The organism is Geothermobacter hydrogeniphilus, from assembly GCF_002093115.1.
Classification (GTDB): Bacteria; Desulfobacterota; Desulfuromonadia; order Desulfuromonadales; family Geothermobacteraceae; genus Geothermobacter_A; species Geothermobacter_A hydrogeniphilus.
The window spans coordinates 43,027-66,406 of record NZ_NAAD01000011.1 but is presented as its reverse complement, the minus strand read 5'-3'; the positions used below and the strand labels follow the sequence as shown (position 1 = coordinate 66,406).

The following is a 23,380-nucleotide window of genomic DNA, read 5'->3' as shown; positions in this document are numbered from 1 at the left end:
GTGCGGGCGGCGGACAATCAGGTTTTCCGGAGTTTTTTCTCATGTATCGGTTTTGTTTGCTGCTGATTATCGTTCTGTCGGGGCTGTTGACCGTCCCGGTTTTCGCTTCGCAGGCCCAGCGTCGGACGCCGGTTGTGACGGCCGTTGAAAAGGCCGGACCGGCGGTGGTGAATATTCGTACCGAGCAGATTGTCGAGCGTCATCGCTCGCCGTTCTTCGGCTTTGGCGGTTCCCTGTTTGATGAGTTTTTCCGCGGGTTTGCCGTGCCGCGCAGTTATACCACCCAGGCGCTTGGTTCCGGGGTTCTGATCGATGGCAGCGGCCTGATTCTGACCAATGCCCATGTCATCAATCGGGCTTCGAGGATCTTTGTTGCCCTGCAGGGCAGGACCAAAGAGATCGAGGCCAAACTGGTCGGCAAGGATGAGCGCCTCGACCTGGCGCTGGTGCGGATTCCCCGGCAGGGGCGCAAGGCCTATCCTTTTCTGCCCCTCGGCACCTCGGATGATCTGATGGTCGGCGAGACGGTTATCGCCATCGGCAATCCTCTCGGTCTCGGCAGTTCCATCACCACCGGAGTCGTCAGCGGGCCCCTGCGGGCCCTGACCCTGAGCGAGGACTTCATGGCGGTCTTCATCCAGACCGATGCGTTGATCAATCCCGGGAATTCCGGTGGGCCGTTGATCAATCTCGACGGCAAGCTCATCGGCATCAATACCGCCATCGCCAAACAGGCCCAGGGGATAGGTTTTTCCATTCCCGTCGATATCATTCGCCGGGTACTGGGGGATTTGAAGACCTATGGCCGGGTGCGGCGCAGTTTTCTCGGCGTGATTCCCGGGCGGACTGGTGACCGGTTTGCCGCCGCTCGTGGTTACGGCGGGGTGCTGGTGACAGAAATTGTTCCCGGTTCCCCTGCCGACAAGGCAGGACTGGAATTGGCGGATGTGATTCTCTCTCTCGATGATGTTCCGGTCGAAACCCCGGGGGAACTGCTCAACATCCTCAGTTCGTATGCCCCCGGAAACCGCCTGGAGATGACCTATCTGCGTGGAATGAAAGAACACCTGCAGGACATTGAACTGACCGCCTTCCCGACGGGCTACGCGTTGCAGTATGCCTCGCAGACCTTCGGTTTCACGGTTGAAGAACGCAAGGGGCGGTTGCTGGTTGCCGATCTTGTCGATGACGGACCGGCGGACCGGGTCGGTATGCGGCATGGAGACCTGGTGGTCGAGGTCGCCGGAGAGAAAGTGAAAAATCTGGACGATTATGTGCGGGTGATGAAAGAACAGTTCGGGCGTCTGCCGGTGCAGTTTCTGGTCGTCCGCGGCAATCAGGGGTACTATATTGATCTGCCCTGACCCGACCGTCAGCCGCCTTGACTTTTGTTCGGGGCACGGCTAAAAAGGACCGGTTGTGTTCCTGTTGATTCGGAAAGGATTTTTCATGCCGCGCGTCTTGATTTCTTTTTTTCTGTGTATGGTTCTGGGCTTGCCCGCGGGGGCTCTGGCTGGAAGCTCTCGGCCGCAAAGCGCGCCGGGAGGAGCCGTCCTGGTCGGTCAGCAGGCGCCGGCGGTTGACCTTGAACGGGTCGGCGGCGGCCGTGTCCGCCTGGCCGACCTGCGCGGCAAGATCGTCCTGGTGAACTTCTGGGCGACCTGGTGTCCGCCCTGCAAGGCCGAGATGCCCTCCATGGAGCGGCTCTATGCGCGGCTGCACAAGAAGGGACTGGAAATCCTCGCCATCAATGTCGAGGCTGACGGCAAGGATATCCTGCCGAAGTTTCTGAAGAAGCACCCGCACACCTTTCCGGTGCTGATGGATCCCGAAGGGGATGTGCAGAGCAGCTACGGTGTTTTCCGTTTTCCGGAAACCTTCGTAGTCGGCAAGGACGGCAAGGTGCTGGAGCATATTATCGGCGGACGTGACTGGTCCGACAAGCAGACGCTGGAAAAATTTTCCAAGCTGATCGGGAACTGACCCATGACCTCCAGTGGCGACCTTACGATTTGGATTGCCTTTTCAGCGGGGATTTTGTCCTTCTTTTCCCCCTGCGTGCTGCCGCTGATTCCGTCCTATATCACGTATATTACCGGACTCTCCTTCGGCCAGATCCAGGAGGCTCATCCCAGCGCCAAGGTGCGGATGACGATTCTGCTGCATTCGCTGGTCTTTATTCTCGGTTTTTCGGCTGTTTTCATCAGTCTTGGCGCCATCGCCGGACTGGCGTCCAGTGCCTTTCAGAGCCATTTACGCGAAGGTCTTCTCTGGGTGCAGAAAATCGGCGGGGTGCTGATTTTCCTTTTCGGCATCCACCTGACCGGTCTGTTTCACTTCGGTATTCTGCTCGGGGAAAAACGGGTGCAGATCCAGCGCAAGCCGACCGGGTTTGTCGGCACCTTCCTGGTCGGCATCGCCTTCGCTGCCGGCTGGACGCCCTGCATCGGACCGATTCTCGGCGCTATTCTCGCCATGGCGGCAGGGACCACCGGTGGAACCGGACGGGGAGTTTTTCTGCTGACCATGTACTCCATGGGGCTCGGTGTGCCGTTTCTGATTTCCGGGCTGCTGTTTCACAGCTTCCTGTCTTTCTTCAACAAGTTCCGCAAGCATATTCGACTGGTGGAGATTGGGACCGGTCTGCTGCTGATGGTGGTCGGGGTGATGCTTTTCTTCGATCTTTTCAGCATGTTGACGGGGTTTATGTACCGCTATCTCCCCATGACCGGCTGATCGGCGCCCGCAAAGACGCCATCTGCTTCGTTCTGCTCGGCCCTCGTCGCTCGACGTAGCTTCCGCTACGCCTCGTTCCTTGAGTCTGTCGCACGCCTCGCATCTGACGCCTTTGCGGGCGCCGATACCAGTTGTTAAGGGTGCCGATCCGAGGTGGAGGGATCATGTTTACTGCAGGTCTGAAATGAAAAACGAGCCCGGCACTGCGGTGTCGGGCTCGTTTGACTGTGGTCGGGTTGTCGGGTCCGGTCAGGAGTCGCGGTTCTCTTCCGCGACCCGCTCGTGCGAACGGCCGTTCGGCAGGACCTGGTTGAGGATGACGCCGACGATGCCGGCCAGGCCGATGCCGCCGAGCTTGACGATGCTCAGGTCGAAGTTCATGCCGCCGATGCCGAAGACCAGGATAATGGCGACGATCGCCAGGTTGCGGGGTTCCATCAGGTCGGTGCCGGCCCGGACCAGGGTGTTGATGCCGATGACGGTGATGGCGCCGAACAGCAGCACCATGATGCCGCCCATGACCGGAACCGGAATCGAGGCGAGGAATCCGCCAAGTTTGCCGACGAAGGCGAGCAGGATGGCGCTGACCGCCGCCCAGGTCATGATGGCCGGGTTGAAGGAACGCGTCAGGGCGACCGCACCCGAGACCTCGGAATAGGTGGTGTTGGGCGGGCCGCCGAGCATAGCGGCGAGGCTGGTGGCGAGGCCGTCGCCGAGCAGGGTCTTGTGAATGCCGGGATCGTCGACATAGTCCTTGCCGGTGATGCCGCCGATGGCCAGAACATCGCCGAAGTGCTCAATGGCCGGGGCGATGGCGACCGGGACGATGAACAGGATCGCTTCCAGGTTCCAGGTCGGCAGGCTGAAGTTGGGGACCGCGAACCAGGGGGATGACGCGACCTTCTGCATCGACACCAGGGTCGGCGCGGTCCAGTTCTTCAGGGGCCCGGGGTCGAAGGATGCCTGGATGGAGGCTGAAATGCCGGCCATGTCGAGGACAACCGCGGTCAGGTAGCCGGCGGTAATCCCGCACAGGATGGGCACCAGTTTGAACATCCCCCGGCCCAGCAGCGAGACCATGATGGTGACCAGCAGGGCTGTCCCGGCGATAATGTAGGCGCTGGTCTGCGGTACCAGCCAGGCCGATCCGTCGCCGGTACGGCCGGAGGCCATGTGGACCGCCACCGGGGCGAGCACCAGGCCGATGACCATGATCACCGGTCCGGTGACGATCGGCGGCAGAATGCGGTGCAGGATGTCGGAGCCGAAAATGCGAATGGCGAGGGCGAAAATGGCATACAGCAAACCGGCGGCCAGCAGGCCGCACATGGTTCCCGGGATGCCCCACTTGTCGACGCCATAGATAATGGGCGCGATGAAAGCAAAGCTCGAGGCAAGAAAGACCGGGACCTTGCCGCGGGTGATGACCTGGAAGAGCAGGGTGCCGGCCCCGGCGGTGAAGAGTGCGACATTGGCGTTCAAACCGGTCAGCAGGGGAACCAGAACCAGTGCTCCGAAGGCGACGAACAGCATCTGCGCGCCGAGCAGGCTGTCACGGAGACGGAAATTGTAGGTAGTGGCCGATTTCTGTTCAGTCATGGGGCCCTCTTTGTTGGTATGGGGTCAAAAGCACAGCATGGTCACAAAAGGAGATTTACCCCTGAATCAGTGAACTCCTTGTCGGCGGATAGCACAGGTCATTGATCCGCTTGAGCTTCCCAAAAATCACCAGCGAACCTATGGGTGCGCTTCAGATTTTTGGAAACCTCATTCGGACCAAGCACTTGCACTCTCCATCCGACAGAAACTCACTGATTCAGGTTACCGATTCAGGAGACAGGTTACTTGGTGCCGAAGATCTTGTCGCCGGCATCCCCCAGTCCGGGCAGGATATAGCCGTTTTCATTGAGACGTTCATCGATGGCGGCAACGAAGATGTCGATATCGGGGTGGGTCGCCTGCAGCTTCTCGATCCCTTCCGGCGCGGCGACCAGGAACAGTCCCTTGATCTTTCTGCAGCCGGCTTTCTTGAGCATATCGGCGCAGGCGATCAGGCTGCCGCCGGTGGCCAGCATCGGGTCGAGAATCAGGGCGGTGCGGTCGGCCATGTTGCTGGTGAATTTCTGGAAATAGGGCACCGGCTGCAGGGTCTCTTCGTCCCGATAGAGGCCGACGACGCTGACCTTGGCGCCGGGGATGAGGTCGAGGACCCCGTCCATCATGCCGAGCCCGGCCCTCAGGATGGGTACGACAGTAACCTTTTTCCCCTTGATCTGCTCAACGCGGACCGGTCCGTTCCAGCCCTGGATGGTGTAGGCCTCGGTTTCCATGTCGGCGGTGGCTTCGTAGGTCAGCAGGCGCGCGACCTCGGACGCCAGTTCACGGAAATTCTTGGTACTGATGTCTTTTTCCCGCAGCAGGCCGAGTTTATGTTTGACAAGTGGGTGGTTGATTTCAACGATCGCCATGGTTCCTCCTGTTTTCATTCCGATATCTGGATCCGTGAGCTTGTCACCGGTATATGTCCAGGGATCCTCATTTATTCCGTCATAACCCTGATGACTCCGATATTTGATTGAGGGAAAATAGCCGGTGGGGCCCCCTGCGGTCAAGGGCCGCGAAACAATTGTTTGTTCTTTTCAATTGTCCCGCGTGGTTTTTCGCTTGACAGGCGGCCGTCATTTTTTTAAATTGAAATTCGTTTTCACTCAAACATAAACGAGCTTATCTATGCGCCAGAGCAAGCAGCAGTTCCGTGAATACCTGGTGCGCAAGGGGCTGAAGACCACGAAACAGCGGGAAATTATTCTCGATGCGTTTCTGCGTGCCTCTACGCATCCGTCCACCGAGGAACTCTTTCTGAAAATTCGCCGCAAGCATCCCACGGTCGGCTACGCGACCGTCTACCGAACTCTCAAGTTGTTTGCCGACTGCGGCATCGCCGAAGAGCGTAATTTCGGCGATGGTCAGACCCGCTATGAGTGGACCGGGGATGAAAGGCATCACGATCACCTGATCTGTACCCGTTGCGGCGCTATCCTCGAGTTCGAGGATGCCGATATTGAAAAGTTGCAGCAGCAGGTCGCGTTCCGTCACGGGTTCACGATCGCCAGTCACCGTCTTGAGCTCTACGGCACGTGTCGCCGATGTACCGGCAAATCCTGATTTTTTTGATTCCGTTGTGAAAATGGTTATCAAAACCACCACGTGTGTGAAAGTGTGCAAGAGATGAAGTGTTGTCCTGAAACACCTGTCGAGATCGGCCGGTCCGAACGTAAGCTGTTCCTGGTCGGCAATCCCAATGTCGGCAAGAGCGTCCTGTTCAATGCCCTGACCGGCGCTTACACGACCGTCTCCAATTATCCCGGAACGTCGGTTGAGATCTCACGCGGCGAATGCGAGCTGCACGGCGTTCGCTACGAAGTGCTTGATACTCCGGGCATGTATTCCCTGTTGCCGATTACCGAAGAGGAACGGGTCGCTCGCGATATCCTGCTTGAGGAGCGCCCCGACGTGGTGCTGCATGTCATCGACGCCCGCAATATCGAGCGGATGCTGCCGATGACCCTGCAGCTGATCGAATCGGGGCTGCCGCTGATCCTGGTGATCAACATCATGGACGAGGCCGAGCGCCTCGGCTTGAAATTTGATCTGCCGTTGCTGGAAGAGAAGCTCGGTATTCCCGTGGTCGGGGCGGCGGTAAGACGAAAACGGGGATTGAAAGAGATCCGGGCCGCCATTGTCGGCTTTGATCCGCAGCAACGGGCGGCTTTCAGTTATGCCGCTGATCTGGAGCGGGACATTTCGCGGGTGGCGAGTTGTCTGACCGGGGCCTACGCCATTGACTCCAGAGCGCTGTCGCTGCTGTTGCTGCAGCGTGATGAAAGTTTGTCGGAGATGGTGCGGAAAGTGGAAGGGGACAATTATGCCGCTGTGGAAGGAGCGGTCAACGAGATCGTTTTTGAACGGCGTGTCGACCTTCATCTGCGCATCAGCCTTGAACGCAAGCGGATCTGCAAGGGAGTTCTGGAAGGGGCTTTCAGCCAGTCGGAAGAGCAGTCGCCGAGTTGGGGGGATCGTCTGTCGGCGTTGACCATGAACCCCTGGACCGGGTTCCCGCTGTTGTTGGCGGTCCTCTACTTCGGTCTCTACCAGTTTGTCGGTCATTTCGGTGCCGGAACCATTGTGGATTTTCTCGAAGGTCACCTGTTCGGAGCTTATATCAATCCCTGGGTGATTGCCCTGGGTGATAAATACCTGACCTGGCCCTGGCTCTACGAGCTGATGGTCGGCGAGTACGGAGTCATCACCCTTGGGGTCCGCTACGCGGTCGCAATCGTGCTGCCGATTGTCGGCACTTTCTTCATCGCTTTTTCGATGATCGAGGATTCGGGTTATTTCCCCCGCCTGGCGATGCTTGTCGACCGGATTTTTAAACGTATCGGACTTAACGGCCGTGCCGTGATCCCGATCGTGCTGGGGTTCGGTTGCGACACCATGGCCACCATTGTGACCCGTACTCTCGAAACCCGCCGTGAACGGGTTATCGCCACCCTGCTGCTGGCGTTGGCCATCCCCTGCAGTGCCCAGCTCGGAGTGATTCTCGGGCTGCTGTCGGCGGCTCCCGGCGCTTTGCTGGTCTGGAGCCTCTGCCTGTTGGGCATCTTTTTGCTGATCGGTTTTCTTTCCGCCCGACTGGTTCCCGGCGAACGGCCGATGTTCTACATGGAAATCCCCCCTTTAAGGATGCCGCAGCCACGCAATGTACTGGTCAAGACCCTGACCCGCATGCAGTGGTATTTCATGGAAATTTTCCCGCTTTTCATTATCGCGTCAGTTCTGCTGGTGGTCGGCAAGTTGACCGGCGTCCTGGCCTGGCTGGTGTCCCTGCTGGAGCCGGTGATGCATCTGCTCGGGCTGCCCAGTGAAGTCGCCGCCGCCTTCATTTTCGGTTTTTTCCGTCGGGATTTCGGTGCTGCCGGCCTTTATGATCTGCAGACCAATGGCCTGCTCAACCCGGTTCAGCTGACTGTCGCCGCCGTGACCCTGACCCTGTTTGTTCCCTGTGTCGCCCAGTTTCTGGTGATGAAGAAAGAGCGCGGCTGGAGAACCTCGGTGGGAATCTTTGTCATTGTCACCCTGCTGGCGTTCACTGTCGGCTTCGGTCTCAATCGGCTGTTGCTGCTGACGGGGATCCTGTCATGATCTGCGGGTTCTGTCGCAAGGAGATTCCGGCCAAGACCCCGGAGCAGGGTTGCGGGCGTTGCGGGGGGGGATGCCGCAAGGTGCATTGTCCCTATTGTGGTTACGAAAACCCCCTGCCGTCGCCTCTGTTCGAGAAGCTGCTGGGGCAAAAAGGGAAGAAAAAACAGGAGTAAAGTTCATGAATGTTTCGGAAAAGGCCGAGGAAATACTTGAAGCCTTGTGGATTGTCATTGAAGAGGAAGGCGACAATGCCGCGCATTTCGAACGGTTGTCGGTCGATGCGGCGGATGCCGGACTGCAGGAACTGCAGCGCCTGGCCTACGTCGAGGTCAAGGGTGAGCGGGTTTACCTGCGTCCCGAAGGTCGTGAAGAAGCGCGCATGACCGTTCGTCGTCATCGCCTTGCTGAACGGTTGATGATGGATGTCCTCGACCTGAAAGGGGCGGAAGGGGATGCCCGGGCCTGTGAAATGGAGCACCTGCTGCACCGCGGTGTGGACACCAAGCTCTGCACGTTGCTCAACCATCCGACCACCTGTCCCCACGGCAAACCGATCCCTCCCGGAAGCTGCTGCGAGGAAGCTCGCCACGCCGGCGATACCGGGGTGGTCGCCTTGACCGAGTTGAAAGCCGGCGAGAGCGGCGAGATCGCCTACCTGTCAACCGGCAACGACAAAAAAATGCAGAAACTGATGAGCATGGGAGTGCTGCCCGGCAACCGGATTGTACTCAGCCGAACGTTTCCGAGTTACATTTTCAAGGTCGGGTTTTCAGAATTCGCGGTCGATGACGAACTGGCCCGGGAAATCTTTATCCGCCGCCAGGAGTGACAGGCGGAACCTGGCGCCTGCCGGCAGAGCGTTCCGGCTCTGATTCAGGTGAGATCCTTGAACTGGCACTGTGGGCAGTGTATGGTTGCTTTTTGTCAACCCGCTGAAGAAAGTTCCTTTGCGTGCCGATGAGTATCCTGCCCCTTTATCCTCTCGTTGAAGGCTCTCAGGTTATGCGCGCTGTCTCCGTCCGGCCATATTCAGGCTCTGCCCGCCTTGTCCTGCGCTTTCTCTGGCCGGCCCTCTTTTTTGTCCTGATCTTTTCATCCGTCTCTTTTGCGCGTGAACTTGTTCTCGGATTTGTCCCGGAAAAATGCCAGCTTCTGGCCGACGAACGGCAGGCTGAACTGCTGGCCGATTATCTTTCCCGCCATCTCGATCTGACCATCCGGGTGCGGGTTTTCACTGATGAGCGGAATCTCCAGCATTGGATGAACCGCTTCCGCGAGATCGATCTTGCCGTATTCAGCAGTGCCTACATCAAGAGGGACGGACAGGGGCGGTTTCTTCCTCTCGCCGAGTATATCGACGCGGGAACCCGTCGCCACGGGGGGGGGCTGGTGGTCGGTCGCAGAGGACTTTCCGGCAGCGATTTTGCCGGTATCAGGCGGGTGCTGCTCGGTGCCGACCGCGACCCGGCGGCACGTGAGCTTCTGGCGGGCCTGCGGGTCGTTCAATTTGTCATTCCGCGGCAGCCGAAGGTTTCGGAGAAACGATCCGGTCAGCGCCGGCAGTCACCGGTTCAGCCCGTTTCCACGGGGACGGCAAAACCCCTTCCCGGTCAGGCGTCAGTGCCTCGAGCCGCTATCCGGATCCTCAGTCCGCCGGCGGGAGGAACGACCGGGCCGCGGCCTTTGCTGTTGTTTGAAACCGAGGCGGAGGTGGTGCGCGTCAGTCTCGACGGGAAAGTGATTTCGTCTGCCGGCGGTGCTCGGCTCGGGCCACTTTCAGACGGCCGGCATGTGTTGCGGTTCAGTTCTCCGCAATTCACTCAGCCCCGTCAGGTTGTTTTTCGGGTTGACGCAACCCCGCCGATGCTGACCGTCGACCTGCCGAAGCATGAGGTCTCCTCGTCTCAGGCGCTGATTTCCGGCTCACGGGAAGAGGACGCCCGCCTGCGACTGCTCGACGCGCAAGGCAGGGAGGCTGCCGAGCTGTCCTTCCCGGACCGCACCCATTGGCGGGCGACGTTGAAGGGGCTGATCGAGGGGGAGAATCGCTTCCAGGTCGAAGCCCGCGATGCCTATGGTAATCGTTTGCGCCTGCCATTGCGGATCATCCGAAAAATGCCGATGTCCCCGCCGCCTGATACTGCTCCCGGTCCATCTTCATCCGTCCCGGTTGCCTCGGCGCCGCTGACTCCGGTTGTTGCCGTCTCTCCCCCGGGGAAGACCGGTGGATCGGCGCGGCAGACGGCAGGCGGCGGTCATGTCCCGGAGCTGAAACTGCTCAGTCCCGAGCCCCGCACCTATGCAACCGCTCAGCCGTCGGTTGATTACCGGCTTTCCGATCCGACGGCCCGGCTTGACGTCGAAGTCGATGGAAAACCGGTCGGAATGGTTGATGGTCGACTGCCGCCTCTTGCTGACGGTACTCACCGGTTGCGGCTGAAAGCCGTGGATGCGAACGGCCATACAGCCGTGCAGGAGGTGACCTTCTCGATCGATACGACCGCGCCCGAGTTTGCCGTTCAGTTTGATCCTCGGCCATTGTCGGTGAAACAGTTGACTCTGCGCGGCACCCGTGATCCGGGAGCTTTTATCGATCTGCTGGCGCCGCCCGGCGTGGTGGTCGGAGCCACCCGCTATCCCGTGGAAAACCGTTGGGAGATTGATCTGGACAAGTTGCCGGAAGGTGAGCTGCCCCTGCATTTTTCAGCGCGTGACCGTTTCGGCAATACCAGCCATAAGGATATCAGCCTGCACATCGACCGGACCCCGCCGCACCTGGAGGTCAGCTCGCCCCGGCCCGGCCCCGGTCATGATCCCCGGCCGCCGCTGCTGGTGAAGGGCGAGGGTGGCCCCATGGCCGTGCTGCTGAACGGCCAGCCGGTGCCCGCCGATGCGGGGCAACTCGGTCCGCTGGCTGACGGCAGCTACATCCTGCTGGTGCGGGAACAGGATCTTGCCGGCAACCAGAGCCAGCAGCGGGTCGCTTTTCAGGTCGATACCAGGCCGCCGGAGGTGGTGATAACATCACCGGCGCCGGGGGCGCGGTCCTCCGCCTTTCCGATTGTCGATTACCGGGTGAGTGACGGCAGCGTTCGGGTGCTGCTGGATGACAAACCGGTAGAGGTGACGCCGGGAACCGCCCTGCCGAGGCTTGCCGATGGTCCCCACAGGCTGCAGGTGGTTGCTGTCGATGAGGCCGGCAACGAGGGGCGGGCGGAGGTTGAATTCCTCGTTGACAGCACTGCGCCCGAGGTGGTCCTGCTGTCGCCGGCAAGCGGCCTGACCGCGGACAACACGCCCTTGCTCGAATACGAGGTGGACCGGGGTGAAGTCCGCGTGCTGGTTGATGACAAGGTGGTCGACAAGCGGTCCGGGATGTTTCTTGATCCTCTCTCCGAAGGGGAACACCTGGTGCGGGTTGAAGCCTGGGATGAAACCGGAAACGTCGGTTTCGCCGAACGACGGCTGATCGTGTCAACCGCCCGCCCCGCGCCGGCCGCTGAAGATGAAATTATCGACGACCTTGTCGAGTTCAGCGTGTCTCTGACCCCAGAAGTGGTGTCCCATCGTTACGACGGACTGCTGACCCTCAAGGTCGGTCCTCTTCGCCGGGCCGGGACGACGCTCTATCTGGAACAATGGATTGACAAGAACGGCAATGGGGTCGCCGACTCGGGCGAACAGATCGTCCGGGTGTTCAAGCTGGTGGACGGTCTGGCTTCTCCGAGTCCCCGAGTCCCCGGCGATATTGACGGTAAGGCGGATCGCATGATCACCACCCGTTTCAGTCTCGACCAGCTGCACGACGGTTCACCGGGGCCGATACAGTATGTGCTGCTTGCCATGGGTGACAGTCATGTCGCTGAAACCGTTTTCCGGGTCGTCCCCGAACCCTGATCCAGTCTGCAGAACGAGATGGTGATGTGGAGAGAGCTGTTGACAGCTTATCCCCCTTCTTCTACATTACGCGGCGGCTTGCCGAACGTCACTCATTTCCCCGAGAGGTTCCCGTGGATGTAACCATTGTTATTCCGGCCCGCTACGCTTCGAGTCGTTTTCCCGGAAAGCCGCTGGCCACCCTGCAGGGTCGTCCGATGATCCAGTGGGTCTATGAGCGCAGTTGTTCGGCCCGGTTGGCCTCCCGGGTGCTGGTGGCGACCGATGATGAACGGATCGCCGACGCGGTACGCGCCTTCGGCGGCGAGGCGGTTCTCACCCGCGCCGACCACCCGACCGGAACCGACCGTCTGGCGGAGGTTGCTTCCGGGCTGGAAAGCGAGTTGATCGTCAATGTCCAGGGGGATGAACCGTTGATCGAGGCGGCGGTGATCGATCGGGCGATCGCGCCGCTGATCGAGATGCCCGACCTGCAGATGGGAACCCTGTGCGCGCCGTTGAAGGGGCCTGATGAATTCCTTGATCCCAACGTGGTCAAGGTCGTCTGCGATCAGCGGCAGATGGCGCTCTATTTCTCGCGGGCACCGATTCCATGGCCGCGCGATCATGCCCGGCAGCTCGAAGAGAATTGGGATCGGTGCCCGGCCTTCAGGCATATCGGGCTCTATGTTTACCGGCGGGAATTTCTGCTCCGTTACCCGACCCTGTCGCAGACGCCCCTGGAGATGCTCGAATCCCTGGAGCAGTTGCGTGCCCTGGAGCATGGCGTCGGCATCAAGGTCGTTCCCACGGAGCATGCCGCCATCGGCGTTGATACCCCGGAAGACCTGGCCAGGGTTGAGCGGATACTGGCCGGCCGCTGATCGGTTGTCTGTTTGCGGTTGATGCTTTCCATTTATCGGTGTGGTGTGTAAAATCATTTTTTCAGTGCCGGTCGGATGATGGCCGAGTGAACAGGATCCTGAGTCGGTGAGTTTATGCCGGATGGAGAGTGCAGGTGCCTGCCCTGGATACGGTTCCCAAAAATCTGAGGTGCATAGGTTCACCGGTGATTTTCAGGAATCGCAGGCAGGGCAGTGACGTGTGCTGTCCGCCGGTGATGAAACTCACTGATTCAGGATGATATGCAAGGAGTTTTCATGAAAACCAAGTTTCTTTTTATTACCGGCGGCGTGGTCAGTTCTCTCGGCAAGGGACTCTCGGCCGCCTCCATCGGGGCGTTGATGGAGGCGCGCGGGCTGCGGGTTTCGATGCAGAAAATGGACCCCTATATCAACGTCGATCCGGGTACCATGAGCCCTTTTCAGCATGGCGAGGTTTTCGTCACCGACGACGGCGCTGAAACAGACCTCGACCTCGGTCATTATGAACGCTATACCTCGGCCGGGCTGAGCCGCAAATCGAATTTCACCACCGGCCAGGTTTACGACTCGGTCATCCGCAAGGAACGTCGCGGTGACTATCTCGGCGGCACGGTCCAGGTCATCCCCCACATCACCAACGAAATCAAGGCCAAGATTCTTGAAAATGCCAAGGATGTCGACCTGGCCATTGTCGAGGTTGGCGGTACGGTCGGGGATATCGAATCACTGCCGTTCATGGAGGCGATCCGCCAGTTCCGCACCGATCGTGGTATCGATAACGTGCTCTACATTCACCTCACCCTGGTGCCCTATATTCCGACGGCCGGAGAGCTGAAAACCAAGCCGACCCAGCACAGCGTCAAGGAATTGCGTGAAATCGGCATCCAGCCGGACATCCTGTTGTGCCGCTGTGACCGTGAGATTCCGCGGGACATGAAGGCGAAGATCGCGTTGTTCTGCAATGTCCGTGAAGAGGAGGTCATCACCGCCCGTGATGTCGCTTCGATCTATGAAGTGCCGATTGCGCTGCATGAGCAGGGGCTCGACGAACGGATCATCGAGAAACTCAATATCTGGACCAAGGCCCCGGATCTCACCGGCTGGAAGCGCATCATCAACCGCATTCAGGAACCGGCCGGTGAGACGACCATCGCTATTGTCGGCAAGTATGTTGATCTGACCGAAAGTTACAAGTCGCTTTCCGAGGCCCTGGTTCACGGCGGAATCGCCAACAATTGCCGGGTCAACCTCAAGTATGTTGATTCGGAATCGATCGAGCGGCATGGCATCAATGATACCTTCGAAGGAGTCGATGGCATCCTGGTGCCCGGCGGTTTCGGTGAGCGCGGCAGTGAGGGGAAAATTGCCGCCATCGGCTATGCCCGGGAAGCGCGGATCCCCTTCTTCGGCATCTGCCTCGGCATGCAGATGGCGGTGGTCGAGTACGCGCGCAATGTCTGCCGCATCGAAGATGCCCATTCCTCCGAGTTTCACGACCAGGCCAAAAACCCGGTGATCCACATCATGGAGGAACAGAAGAAAATCAAGGGGAAGGGCGGCACCATGCGTCTCGGTGCCTATCCCTGTGAATTGGCCGAGGGCTCTCTGGCCCGCCGCATTTATGGTACCGACCTGATTTCGGAGCGGCATCGGCATCGCTTTGAATTCAATAACGGCTATCGCGAACAGTTGCGGGAATGTGGACTCGGACTCTCCGGGATCAATCCCGAATCGGACCTGGTCGAGGTTGTGGAACTGGCCGATCATCCCTGGTTTCTCGGCTGTCAGTTCCACCCGGAATTCAAGTCCCGGCCGATGGATCCGCATCCCCTTTTTGAATCATTCGTCGGCGCCTGCCTGAAGCAGGGCGACGGGAAGGATTGATATGCAGTCCGTTGATGTAGCAGGTGTCAGGATCGGTGGTGATGCTCCCCTGGCGCTGTTGTCCGGCCCCTGTGTGATTGAAAATCTCGATCTGACCCTGCGGATCGCCGAATATCTGCAGAGGTTGACCGAAAAGCTCGGTGTCGGACTGGTCTTCAAGGCCTCCTATGATAAGGCCAACCGCTCCTCGTCCCATTCTTTTCGCGGGCCGGGTCTGGATGAAGGACTTGAAATCCTGCGGCGGGTCAAGGATGAGTTCGGTCTTCCGGTGGTGTCCGATATCCATGATATCAGTCAGGTGGCCGCCGCCGCCGAGGTTCTGGACCTGCTGCAGATCCCGGCTTTTCTCTGCCGCCAGACCGATCTGTTGCAGGCCGCCGCCCGAACCGGCAAACCGGTCAATGTGAAAAAGGGCCAGTTCATGGCCCCCTGGGATATGCGCAACGTACTGACCAAGCTGGCCGAAGCCGGTGGCGACAAGGTTCTGCTCACTGAACGCGGCAGCAGCTTCGGTTACAACAACCTGGTGGTTGATATGCGTTCGCTGGCGCTGATGCGGGAGTTCGGGGTGCCGGTGGTTTTTGACGCGACCCACGCCGTTCAGCTGCCCGGCGGCGCCGGCGACGCTTCCTCCGGACAGCGGGAATTCGTTGCCGGGCTTTCCCGCGCCGCTGTCGGCATGGGCATTGACGCACTTTTCTGGGAGGTTCACGAAGACCCCGACCGGGCTCTTTGTGACGGCCCGAATTCTTTGTCGCTGGACAGCCTTGAGGGCCTGTTGACCCAGGTGCTGGAGATTGACCGGCTGGTCAGGACGGTCAATCGTGTTTAACGGACAGAATTCTATGATTGATATTGCAAAAAAGGTTCTGCAGGTTGAAGCCGATGCGGTCCTGGCGCTGCAGCAGCGACTGGACGGCCAGTTCAGTGCCGCGGTGGAGATGATCCTCGCCTGTCGCGGACGGGTGGTCATTTCGGGTATGGGCAAGTCGGGGCTGATCTGCCAGAAGATTGCCTCAACCATGGCTTCAACCGGCACCCCGGCGCTCTTTCTGCATCCCGCCGAAGGTATTCACGGTGATCTCGGCATGATCATGAAGGATGATGTCATCATCGCCGTGTCCAATTCCGGAGAAACCGAGGAGGTGCTGCGCATTCTGCCGGTTATCCGTCGTATGGGGGTGCCGTTGATCGCCATGACCGGCAATCCGCAAAGCACTCTCGCCAAGGCCGGGGATGTCAGCCTCGATGTGTCCGTCGCTGAAGAGGCCTGCCCGTTGGGTCTGGCTCCGACCGCCAGTACCACCGCCACCCTCGCCATGGGGGACGCCCTGGCGGTTGCCCTGCTGGACCGACGTGGTTTCAAAGAAGAGGATTTCGCTCTTTTTCATCCCGGTGGAGCGCTCGGCAAGAGGCTGCTGCTGAGGGTTGAGGATCTGATGCACTGCGGTGAGGAGATTCCCCTGGTTGACGAGGAGACCCTGCTGCGCGACGGGTTGTTCGAGATTACCAGCAAAAAACTCGGCATCACCGGTGTTGTCGATTCTCAGGGCGGCCTGCTCGGAGTCTTCACCGATGGTGACTTGCGGCGTTGCATGGAACGTGGTTACGACGTCCTCAATTCTCCGATCAAAGATGTGATGACGGCCAGTCCGAAGCGGATACTGCGCAACGACCTCGCGGCCAAGGCCCTGCAGCGTATGGAGGCCCACTCGATAACCTCCCTGTTTGTCTTTGCCGACGATCAGGCGGCGGAACCGGTCGGGATTGTCCACCTGCATGACCTGCTCAAGGCGGGGGTGGTCTGATGGAGAACAAACTGCGAACCGTGAGGTTGCTGTTACTCGACGTTGATGGCGTTCTGACGGACGGCCGGATCATCCTCAGCGACTCGGGCGCGGAGACCAAGGCCTTCAATGTGCGTGACGGTCATGGATTGAAATTGCTGCAGCGGGCCGGTATTCAGGTCGGCATCATTACCGGGCGGCAGTCACGGGTGGTTTCCCATCGGATGCGGGAACTCGGCATCGATCTGATCGTCCAGGGGGCCCGGAACAAACTGGAGCCCTATCTGCGGATATTGTCGGATCTCTCCCTGTCTCCGGAGCAGGTTGCCTATATCGGTGATGATATTGTCGATCTGCCGATTCTCACGCGGGTCGGATTCTCCGCGACCGTTGCCGACGGTTGCCCCGAGGTCCGGGAACGGGTCGATTTCGTTTCCCGTTATCCCGGCGGCGGCGGCGGTGTGCGGGAGGTCTGCGAAATACTGCTCAAGGCCCAGGGACACTGGGAGCGGCTGATGGCCCCGTACCTGGCTTGATGACTTCTTACAATTCCTGTGCCAAGTCCCTTCCCGATGCTTTACTCCCCTCGGCGGCAATGCTATACTGGCCCCGTTTATGAAGCAATTTTTTTCCGCCCGACATTTGCTGGTTGTTGCCATCCTGGTGCTTTCCGGGATGCTGGTGCTGGTGATCTCCCGGCGCTACACGCGTATTGAACCGGTTGCGGTGGACGTGCCGGCGGCAGGTGCCGATCTCTCCCTGGCTAAAATCGACTACACCGAAACCCGGGGCGGGAAGGCCTTCTGGCGGTTGCGTGCCGACCGGGCCAGTTATGATCTTGAAACCGGGCGGAGTCGTTTGCATAATGTCCACCTCCGTTTTTTCGGCGCGGGTGAATCCGGTGTTCTGACCCTGGATGCCCGCCGGGGAGTGTGGGATGAAAAGGCCGGTGAACTCGTGGTTTCCGGTAACGTTGTGGCCCGCAGTGAGCGGGGGTATGAATTTTCCACCGATCGTCTCCACTATCGCCAGGCCGAACGACTGCTGTGGACCGATCAACCGGTGAGATTGAGTTCCGGGCAGTTTGAGGTTGAAGCGACCGGGATGCGATTGCTGGTTGATCAGCGTCGGCTGAAGCTCCTGGCCAACGTTCGCTCCAAATGGCTGATCAGGCCGGATGACGAGGAAAAGGGATGAAAACCTACCTGTTGCTGATCTTTCTCTGCCTCTTTTCCGGTGCGGTTCGGGCGGCTTCTGTTGCGCCCGGGGATGCCCCTTTGGAGATTACCTCCCGGCAGCTGGAAGCGGATGATGCCGCCGGGACCGTGACCTTTATCGGTGACGTCGAGGCCCGCCAGGCGGACCTGGTGATCCATGCCGGTCGCCTGACGGTGTACTACCGGGGCGAAGCACGCCAGGTTGAGCGGATTGAGGCTGAGCAGGATGTTCGGGTCATTCAGGGACAGCGGGTCGCCACCGGACAGCATGCGCTCTATCAACGCAGCAGCGGCAAACTGGTGTTGACCGGGAATCCGCGCATCAACGATGGTGCGGACCAGGTTTCCGGCGATAAGATCACCGTGTATCTGAACGATAAACGCAGTGTTGTTGACAGTCGCGGGGAGGGGCGGGTCAAGGCCACCTTTCATCCGCGGGGAAAGCAGAGTGATGCGGACGCTGCGCGCTGAAGGTCTCTGCAAGAGCTACCAGAAGCGCCAGGTGGTGCGGGATGTCGATCTGCAGGTCTCCTCGGGACAGGTGATCGGTCTGCTCGGCCCCAACGGCGCGGGCAAGACGACCTCCTTCTACATGGTTGTCGGGCTGGTGCGCCCCGACCGGGGGCGGGTCTTTCTGGATGACTGTGAACTGACCGGCCTGCCGGTCTACAAGCGTGCCCGGGCCGGTATCTCCTATCTGCCCCAGGAAGCGTCGGTCTTTCGCAAACTGACGGTTGAGGAGAATCTGCTGGCCATTCTTGAAACCCTTGACATCGGTGCCGTCCAGCGGACCGAACGGATGGAGCAGTTGCTGGAAGATCTGCGCCTGACGCATGTCGCCAAAAGTTATGGTTACGCGTTGTCGGGCGGGGAACGACGGCGCCTGGAAATTGCCCGCGCCCTGGTTATCGAGCCGGTTTTTATTCTTCTTGATGAACCTTTTGCCGGTATCGACCCCCTGGCGGTGATCGATATCCAGGGAATTATTGATGGTTTGAAAAAAAATGGCATCGGTGTGCTGATCTCTGATCACAATGTTCGTGAAACCCTCGATGTCTGCGATCGCGCCTATATTCTCAATGCCGGTGAAATTCTCGAATTCGGAACGCCGGAAGAAATTGCCGGCAGCAGCCGCGCCCGGGAAATCTATCTGGGTGAAAAGTTTCGTCTTTAGAAATGAAATGGCTGGTGGTAAGCTCTACCGGAGCACGCACTGAATGGAGTCCTGATGGCCCTGGAATTACGTCAACAACTTAAGATGAGCCAGCAGCTGGTGATGACGCCCCAGCTGCAACAGGCAATCAAGCTGCTCCAGCTCTCCCGTATGGAGTTGCTGGATATGGTTCAGCAGGAGCTGGAAGAGAACCCGATTCTGGAAGAGAGTGGGGAACAGGCGGAGGAAAAGGAATCCGCGGAAAATGAAGTTGAAGATGTAGCGGAAACTGCCGCCGACACCGAAAAGTCTGAAGCGGAACCCGCCAACGAGAATGCCGAGGAAATGCCAGAAGATCCGGCAGGGCTCAAGGATGAGATTGACTGGCAAGCCTATCTCGAAGGTTACACCCAGTCGGGAACCACCGCCGATATCTACGAAAGTGACGACGATCGCCCTTCCTACGAGAACCTGCTGACGCGCAAGAGTACCCTTGCCGAACACCTGATGTGGCAGTTGAATCTGTCCCGTATCGTTGACTGGAAACGTGCCATCGCCGCCGAGATTATCGGCAACCTTGACGCTGACGGCTACCTGCAGGCTTCACTGGAAGAGATTGCCGGAGCCTGCCGGGTGACCGCCGAACAGGTCGAGGAGGTTCTGCTGCTGGTTCAGCAGTTTGACCCGCCGGGGATTGCCTGCAGAGATCTGCGGGAATCCCTGCTGCGCCAGGTTGAACATCTCGGCATGCAGGGTTCTCTGGTTGAGCGGGTGCTGCTCGATCACATCCGGGAACTCGAGGCCCGCAAGTATCCCGTCATTGCCAAGGCGCTTGGCGTCAGTCTCGATGAAGTCCTCGGTGCGGCGAAAATCATTTCCAACCTCGACCCCCGTCCCGGCAGCGCCTATGGCGAGGAAGATGTTCATTACATCACCCCGGACATCTTTGTCTACAAGATCAGTGATGAGTACGTGGTGGTGTTGAACGATGAAGGGCTTCCGAACTTGCGCATCAATTCGTTTTATCGCAACGCCCTTTCCGGCAGCAGGGAAGTCGATGCCAAGGCAGGTGAGTATATCCAGGAGAAAATGCGCGGCGCGCTCTGGCTGATCAAGAGTATCCATCAACGTCAGCGCACCATCTATCGGGTCACCAAGAGCATTGTCAAGTTTCAGCGCGAATTCTTCGACAAGGGCATTGCCTATCTCAAACCCCTTGTGCTGCGTGATGTTGCCGAAGACATCGAAATGCACGAATCGACGATCAGTCGGGTGACCACCAACAAGTATGTGCAGACGCCGCAGGGTCTTTTTGAGTTGAAGTTCTTTTTCAATAGCGGTATAAGCACAACCGGCGGGGACACCATCGCCTCCGAAAGTGTCAAGAGCAAGATTCAGGAAATTATTTCCGGAGAAAATCCGAAAAAACCCTATTCAGATCAGAAGATTGTCGAAATTCTGCGTGAATCCGATATCGATATCGCCCGGCGCACGGTGACCAAGTACCGTGAGATGCTCGGCATCGGATCGTCCACCGAACGTAAGCGACTCTTTTAGGCTGGTCAACGGTCAACGGGGCGATATACTTCAGCTATCGATAACGCCCCACGAGGCATTACCAGGAGGTAGATTCATATGCAAGTTGCCACAACTTTCAGACACATGGAAGTAAGTGCACCCGTTCGTGATTATCTGCAGGAAAAACTCTCCAGGGTCAAGAAGTACATCGAAGAACCGATCGATGCTCAGGCGGTTCTTTCGGTCGAAAAGAAGATCCGTCATCGAGCCGAGGTGACTCTGGTCGCCAAGGGAATTACCATCAAGGGCACCGAGACCACCAACGACATGTACGCGGCCATCGATGCCGTGGTCGACAAGATTGAACGTCAGCTGAAACGCTACAAGGATCGCCTGAAACGGCACAAGCCTTTGTCCGGGAGAGAGCGGCAGGTTCAGAAAACCGTTCTCAAGGCGGAGAGTGTTGATGAAGAGGGTTCCTCGGAACCGATCATTATTCACTCCCACAGTTTTTCGGTCAAGCCGATGTCGGTGGAAGAGGCGGTCATGCAGATGGATCTGCTGCACAAGGATTTTCTTGTTTTCACCAATGACCGAAACGAAGACATTAATGTGGTCTATCGCCGCAAAGACGGCAACTACGGCCTGATCGAACCTCAACAGGGAGCCTGATCTCACATCGGTTCAGGGGGAGAGTCCCGCCACTCTCCCCCTGACTTGTATCCGAACTCAGTCAGAATTATGAAGATTATTGATCTACTTGACCCCGCTGCGATCTCCGCCGACCTGCAAGCTTCCACCAAAGCGGAGGTCCTCGGAGAGTTGACCGATGCCCTGATGCGTGTTGAACCGTCTCTTGATCGCGATGAGGTGGTCGCGATCCTCCAGGAGCGGGAACAGCTCGGCAGCACCGGGATCGGCGATGGAGTTGCCATTCCCCATGGCAAGTTGAGAAAGCTGGACAAACTGTTGATTTCCTTCGGCCGCAGTCGCGGCGGAATCGATTTTGATTCGATGGACGGGCGTCCGGCCCAGCTTTTTTTCCTGCTGGTCGCGCCTGAAGAGTCGGTCGGCGTCCACCTGAAGACCCTGGCGCGCATTTCCAAGCTGCTGAAAAATCCCTCCGTCCGCCAGGCACTCCTTGATGCCGAGGATGCCGAAAGCATCTACGGAATTATCGCTCGTCAGGAGGAGTCCCTTTAGCGTCCCCCCAATGTTTTCATAGCATGGCCCGTGCCGTCCCGGAACAGGCCCCGACTTTTCAGAGGACCGATCCGCATGCCCGGAATCACGATCCAGGATATTCTGAGTGAAAAGGAAGCCGGCCTTGACCTGGAATTGCTGGCCGGTGAAAAGGGCCTGTTGCGTCATGTTCAGGTTCCCCGAATCCAGAAACCCGGTCTCGCTCTTGCCGGGTACGTGACCAATCTTCATCCCGACCGTCTGCAGGTCCTCGGTTCAACGGAACTGAGCTATCTCAACCATCTTCCGGTTGATCTCGCCGAGAAGAACCTGGCCAAACTCTGTAACGTCGATATCTGTTGTTTCATCATCACCAAGGGGCAGGAGCCGCCGTCGATGCTGGTGCGGGAAGTCGAGGCTCGGGGTATTCCCCTGTTGCGGACTCATCACCAGAGTTCCACCTTCATTTCGCTGATCACCCAGTTCCTGGAAGAGCGTCTGCTGCCGTCAACAACGATCCATGGTGTCCTGGTCGATGTCCTCGGTGTCGGGGTGCTGCTGCACGGCAAAAGCGGTATCGGCAAGAGTGAAGTCGCTCTCGACCTGGTGCTGCGTGGCCATCGACTGGTGGCTGATGACGTTGTCAAGGTGAGGATGAAATTGCCGGCGGTTCTTTTCGGTGAGGGGATGGATCTACTTCACTATCATATGGAGATTCGCGGGCTCGGCATTATCAATATCAAGCACCTGTTCGGTGTTGCGGCCATCCGGGAAAGAAAGAAAATTGACCTGGCCATCGAGCTGGTTTCCTGGGAGGACGGACACGAATATGACCGTCTCGGGCTGGAGGAGGAAAAATACAAGGTTCTCGGGTTGGGGATCCCGCTGCTGAAGATCCCGGTTCGTCCGGGACGGAATATCACCAGCATTGTCGAAGTGGCGGCTCGGAACCAGTTGCTCAAGGAGATGGGATACAACAGCGCGGTGGAATTTCAGGACCGGCTGGAAAAACGCATGGCAGAAACCGCCTGGTTGCATTCCCACACCATTATCGGAGATAATCTCGAATGAGCGCCAAACGGGTTCTTGTCATTACCGGGCTGTCGGGTTCCGGCAAGAGCTGCGCCGCCCGCGCCCTTGAAGATGTCGGGTTCTTTGTCGTCGACAACCTGCCATTGCCTTTACTGCCGCAGTGCCTCGGTCTGGCGACCACCTTCCAGCCCGAGGGGGGTGAGTTGGCGGTGGTTGTCGATGTGCGCAACCGCGACTACCTGGCCGAGGCCCGCAGTACTTTCGAAACCCTTGCCAGGACCGGTTTCGAAATCGAGATTTTCTTTTTCGAGGCCAATAATGACGTTCTGACACGTCGTTTTTCCGAAACCCGACGCCGGCATCCCCTGGCCAGTCAGGACCAGGTTGTTCATGGGATCGAACTGGAGCGGGCGCTTCTTGCGGAGATGAAGCAGCTGGCGACCCATTTTATTGATTCTTCCTGGCTGACACCTCACCAGTTGCGCAACCAGGTGATACGTCTGGCCAGTGGGGATCAGTCAAGTCAGCAGCTTGCGGTTCTGCTGCAATCCTTCGGTTTCCGTTTCGGGGTGCCGGTTGAGTCAGACCTGGTTTTTGATGTTCGGTTTCTTCCCAACCCGCATTACCATCCCGATCTGCAGCCGTTGACCGGTACGGATCAGAGAGTTCGAAGTTTTTCTCTTGAAAATCCGGTCGGCAGGTCTTTTCTGCAGAAACTTCAGGACATGCTGCAGTTTCTGCTGCCCCAATACCGTCAGGAAGGGAAGAGTTACCTGACGGTCTCAATTGGTTGTACCGGCGGCCGCCATCGCAGTGTCGCGGTGGTTGAAACCCTGCGCGGCCTCCTGCCCGGTGAAGGATTGCATGTCGATGTTCTCCATCGGGATGCGACCAAGAGGTGAATCA

At 58.6% G+C, this 23,380-nt stretch carries 23 protein-coding genes; 21 read left to right on the top strand and 2 right to left on the bottom strand.

Going from position 1 to position 23,380, the window contains the following annotated elements:
• Positions 1-41: 41 nt before the first annotated feature.
• From B5V00_RS09780 to B5V00_RS09770, 3 genes are all read left to right on the top strand, one after another.
• On the top strand, positions 42-1,364 hold the full coding sequence (locus B5V00_RS09780) for a trypsin-like peptidase domain-containing protein (protein WP_172399698.1): 1,323 nt from the start codon (positions 42-44) through the stop codon (positions 1,362-1,364).
• Between the two features lie 85 nt (positions 1,365-1,449).
• A complete protein-coding gene (locus B5V00_RS09775; RefSeq protein ID WP_085010606.1) occupies positions 1,450-1,983 on the top strand; it encodes a TlpA disulfide reductase family protein in 534 nt (177 codons plus the stop codon).
• 3 nt (positions 1,984-1,986) lie between these two features.
• On the top strand, positions 1,987-2,736 hold the full coding sequence (locus tag B5V00_RS09770) for a cytochrome c biogenesis CcdA family protein (RefSeq protein ID WP_085010605.1): 750 nt from the start codon (positions 1,987-1,989) through the stop codon (positions 2,734-2,736).
• 249 nt (positions 2,737-2,985) lie between these two features.
• Here the strand turns inward: B5V00_RS09770 and B5V00_RS09765 are convergent, their stop codons facing one another.
• Together B5V00_RS09765 and upp are read right to left on the bottom strand one after the other, a co-directional pair.
• Positions 2,986-4,335 (bottom strand): uracil-xanthine permease family protein, encoded by a 1,350-nt coding sequence (locus B5V00_RS09765; protein ID WP_085010604.1) that lies wholly within the window; start codon positions 4,333-4,335, stop codon positions 2,986-2,988.
• A 242-nt stretch (positions 4,336-4,577) separates the two neighbouring features.
• Positions 4,578-5,204 (bottom strand): uracil phosphoribosyltransferase, encoded by a 627-nt coding sequence (gene upp / locus B5V00_RS09760; RefSeq protein ID WP_085010603.1) that lies wholly within the window; start codon positions 5,202-5,204, stop codon positions 4,578-4,580.
• Between the two features lie 262 nt (positions 5,205-5,466).
• Here upp and B5V00_RS09755 point away from each other — a divergent pair, with 262 nt between their 5' ends.
• The 18 genes from B5V00_RS09755 (at position 5,467) to rapZ (ending at position 23,376) form a co-directional block, all read left to right on the top strand.
• Positions 5,467-5,901: a Fur family transcriptional regulator gene (locus B5V00_RS09755; RefSeq protein ID WP_085010602.1), complete on the top strand. Its 435-nt coding sequence runs from the start codon at positions 5,467-5,469 to the stop codon at positions 5,899-5,901.
• 63 nt (positions 5,902-5,964) lie between these two features.
• Positions 5,965-7,941 (top strand): ferrous iron transport protein B, encoded by a 1,977-nt coding sequence (gene feoB / locus B5V00_RS09750; RefSeq protein WP_085010601.1) that lies wholly within the window; start codon positions 5,965-5,967, stop codon positions 7,939-7,941.
• Positions 7,938-8,114 carry a hypothetical protein gene (locus B5V00_RS17185; RefSeq protein WP_172399697.1) on the top strand — a complete coding sequence of 59 codons (177 nt, stop codon included), beginning with the start codon at positions 7,938-7,940 and terminating at the stop codon, positions 8,112-8,114. The genes feoB and B5V00_RS17185 overlap by 4 nt, the downstream gene beginning before the upstream one ends.
• 5 nt (positions 8,115-8,119) lie before the next feature.
• Complete coding sequence (locus B5V00_RS09745) at positions 8,120-8,770, top strand: metal-dependent transcriptional regulator (protein WP_085010600.1); 651 nt, start codon at positions 8,120-8,122, stop codon at positions 8,768-8,770.
• A 173-nt stretch (positions 8,771-8,943) separates the two neighbouring features.
• The gene (locus B5V00_RS09740; protein WP_085010599.1) at positions 8,944-11,838 is read left to right on the top strand and encodes an Ig-like domain-containing protein; all 2,895 of its coding nucleotides are present in this window, start codon (positions 8,944-8,946) and stop codon (positions 11,836-11,838) included.
• 113 nt (positions 11,839-11,951) lie between these two features.
• Positions 11,952-12,701 carry a 3-deoxy-manno-octulosonate cytidylyltransferase gene (gene kdsB, locus B5V00_RS09735; RefSeq protein ID WP_085010598.1) on the top strand — a complete coding sequence of 250 codons (750 nt, stop codon included), beginning with the start codon at positions 11,952-11,954 and terminating at the stop codon, positions 12,699-12,701.
• 276 nt (positions 12,702-12,977) lie between these two features.
• Positions 12,978-14,585 carry a CTP synthase gene (locus tag B5V00_RS09730; RefSeq protein WP_085010597.1) on the top strand — a complete coding sequence of 536 codons (1,608 nt, stop codon included), beginning with the start codon at positions 12,978-12,980 and terminating at the stop codon, positions 14,583-14,585.
• Position 14,586: 1 nt separating this feature from the next.
• Positions 14,587-15,417, top strand: coding sequence for a 3-deoxy-8-phosphooctulonate synthase (gene kdsA / locus B5V00_RS09725; RefSeq protein WP_085010596.1), 831 nt, complete (start codon positions 14,587-14,589; stop codon positions 15,415-15,417).
• Between the two features lie 13 nt (positions 15,418-15,430).
• Entirely contained in the window at positions 15,431-16,393 is a 963-nt protein-coding gene (locus B5V00_RS09720) for a KpsF/GutQ family sugar-phosphate isomerase (RefSeq protein WP_085010595.1), read from the top strand.
• On the top strand, positions 16,393-16,908 hold the full coding sequence (locus B5V00_RS09715; RefSeq protein WP_085010594.1) for a KdsC family phosphatase: 516 nt from the start codon (positions 16,393-16,395) through the stop codon (positions 16,906-16,908). Before B5V00_RS09720 ends, B5V00_RS09715 begins: the two co-directional genes overlap by 1 nt.
• A gap of 79 nt (positions 16,909-16,987) precedes the next feature.
• Positions 16,988-17,569 carry an LPS export ABC transporter periplasmic protein LptC gene (gene lptC / locus B5V00_RS09710; RefSeq protein WP_085010593.1) on the top strand — a complete coding sequence of 194 codons (582 nt, stop codon included), beginning with the start codon at positions 16,988-16,990 and terminating at the stop codon, positions 17,567-17,569.
• Entirely contained in the window at positions 17,566-18,060 is a 495-nt protein-coding gene (gene lptA, locus B5V00_RS09705; RefSeq protein ID WP_085010592.1) for a lipopolysaccharide transport periplasmic protein LptA, read from the top strand. Before lptC ends, lptA begins: the two co-directional genes overlap by 4 nt.
• The gene (gene lptB, locus B5V00_RS09700; protein WP_085010591.1) at positions 18,041-18,763 is read left to right on the top strand and encodes an LPS export ABC transporter ATP-binding protein; all 723 of its coding nucleotides are present in this window, start codon (positions 18,041-18,043) and stop codon (positions 18,761-18,763) included. Before lptA ends, lptB begins: the two co-directional genes overlap by 20 nt.
• 54 nt (positions 18,764-18,817) lie before the next feature.
• Positions 18,818-20,299, top strand: a complete 1,482-nt coding sequence (rpoN, locus tag B5V00_RS09695) for an RNA polymerase factor sigma-54 (protein ID WP_085010590.1) — start codon at positions 18,818-18,820, stop codon at positions 20,297-20,299.
• Between the two features lie 78 nt (positions 20,300-20,377).
• Positions 20,378-20,932 (top strand): ribosome hibernation-promoting factor, HPF/YfiA family, encoded by a 555-nt coding sequence (hpf, locus tag B5V00_RS09690; RefSeq protein WP_085010589.1) that lies wholly within the window; start codon positions 20,378-20,380, stop codon positions 20,930-20,932.
• A 69-nt stretch (positions 20,933-21,001) separates the two neighbouring features.
• Complete coding sequence (locus tag B5V00_RS09685; RefSeq protein ID WP_085010588.1) at positions 21,002-21,463, top strand: PTS sugar transporter subunit IIA; 462 nt, start codon at positions 21,002-21,004, stop codon at positions 21,461-21,463.
• Positions 21,464-21,538: 75 nt separating this feature from the next.
• Entirely contained in the window at positions 21,539-22,513 is a 975-nt protein-coding gene (gene hprK / locus B5V00_RS09680) for an HPr(Ser) kinase/phosphatase (protein WP_085010587.1), read from the top strand.
• Positions 22,510-23,376, top strand: coding sequence for an RNase adapter RapZ (gene rapZ / locus B5V00_RS09675; RefSeq protein WP_085010586.1), 867 nt, complete (start codon positions 22,510-22,512; stop codon positions 23,374-23,376). The genes hprK and rapZ overlap by 4 nt, the downstream gene beginning before the upstream one ends.
• The last annotated feature ends 4 nt before the right edge of the window (positions 23,377-23,380 follow it).

Bases quoted from the DNA above. Each gene is read 5' to 3' on its own strand.
- kdsA (WP_085010596.1), top strand. From the start codon at position 14,587: ATGCAGTCCGTTGATGTAGCAGGTGTCAGGATCGGTGGTGATGCTCCC.
- B5V00_RS09720 (WP_085010595.1), top strand. From the start codon at position 15,431: ATGATTGATATTGCAAAAAAGGTTCTGCAGGTTGAAGCCGATGCGGTC.
- B5V00_RS09755 (WP_085010602.1), top strand. From the start codon at position 5,467: ATGCGCCAGAGCAAGCAGCAGTTCCGTGAATACCTGGTGCGCAAGGGG.
- B5V00_RS17185 (WP_172399697.1), top strand. From the start codon at position 7,938: ATGATCTGCGGGTTCTGTCGCAAGGAGATTCCGGCCAAGACCCCGGAG.
- lptA (WP_085010592.1), top strand. From the start codon at position 17,566: ATGAAAACCTACCTGTTGCTGATCTTTCTCTGCCTCTTTTCCGGTGCG.
- rpoN (WP_085010590.1), top strand. From the start codon at position 18,818: ATGGCCCTGGAATTACGTCAACAACTTAAGATGAGCCAGCAGCTGGTG.
- B5V00_RS09730 (WP_085010597.1), top strand. From the start codon at position 12,978: ATGAAAACCAAGTTTCTTTTTATTACCGGCGGCGTGGTCAGTTCTCTC.
- rapZ (WP_085010586.1), top strand. From the start codon at position 22,510: ATGAGCGCCAAACGGGTTCTTGTCATTACCGGGCTGTCGGGTTCCGGC.
- B5V00_RS09740 (WP_085010599.1), top strand. From the start codon at position 8,944: ATGCGCGCTGTCTCCGTCCGGCCATATTCAGGCTCTGCCCGCCTTGTC.
- feoB (WP_085010601.1), top strand. From the start codon at position 5,965: ATGAAGTGTTGTCCTGAAACACCTGTCGAGATCGGCCGGTCCGAACGT.
- B5V00_RS09745 (WP_085010600.1), top strand. From the start codon at position 8,120: ATGAATGTTTCGGAAAAGGCCGAGGAAATACTTGAAGCCTTGTGGATT.
- lptC (WP_085010593.1), top strand. From the start codon at position 16,988: ATGAAGCAATTTTTTTCCGCCCGACATTTGCTGGTTGTTGCCATCCTG.
- B5V00_RS09770 (WP_085010605.1), top strand. From the start codon at position 1,987: ATGACCTCCAGTGGCGACCTTACGATTTGGATTGCCTTTTCAGCGGGG.
- B5V00_RS09715 (WP_085010594.1), top strand. From the start codon at position 16,393: ATGGAGAACAAACTGCGAACCGTGAGGTTGCTGTTACTCGACGTTGAT.
- B5V00_RS09775 (WP_085010606.1), top strand. From the start codon at position 1,450: ATGCCGCGCGTCTTGATTTCTTTTTTTCTGTGTATGGTTCTGGGCTTG.
- B5V00_RS09685 (WP_085010588.1), top strand. From the start codon at position 21,002: ATGAAGATTATTGATCTACTTGACCCCGCTGCGATCTCCGCCGACCTG.
- hpf (WP_085010589.1), top strand. From the start codon at position 20,378: ATGCAAGTTGCCACAACTTTCAGACACATGGAAGTAAGTGCACCCGTT.
- B5V00_RS09765 (WP_085010604.1), bottom strand. From the start codon at position 4,335: ATGACTGAACAGAAATCGGCCACTACCTACAATTTCCGTCTCCGTGAC.
- upp (WP_085010603.1), bottom strand. From the start codon at position 5,204: ATGGCGATCGTTGAAATCAACCACCCACTTGTCAAACATAAACTCGGC.
- lptB (WP_085010591.1), top strand. From the start codon at position 18,041: ATGCGGACGCTGCGCGCTGAAGGTCTCTGCAAGAGCTACCAGAAGCGC.
- B5V00_RS09780 (WP_172399698.1), top strand. From the start codon at position 42: ATGTATCGGTTTTGTTTGCTGCTGATTATCGTTCTGTCGGGGCTGTTG.
- hprK (WP_085010587.1), top strand. From the start codon at position 21,539: ATGCCCGGAATCACGATCCAGGATATTCTGAGTGAAAAGGAAGCCGGC.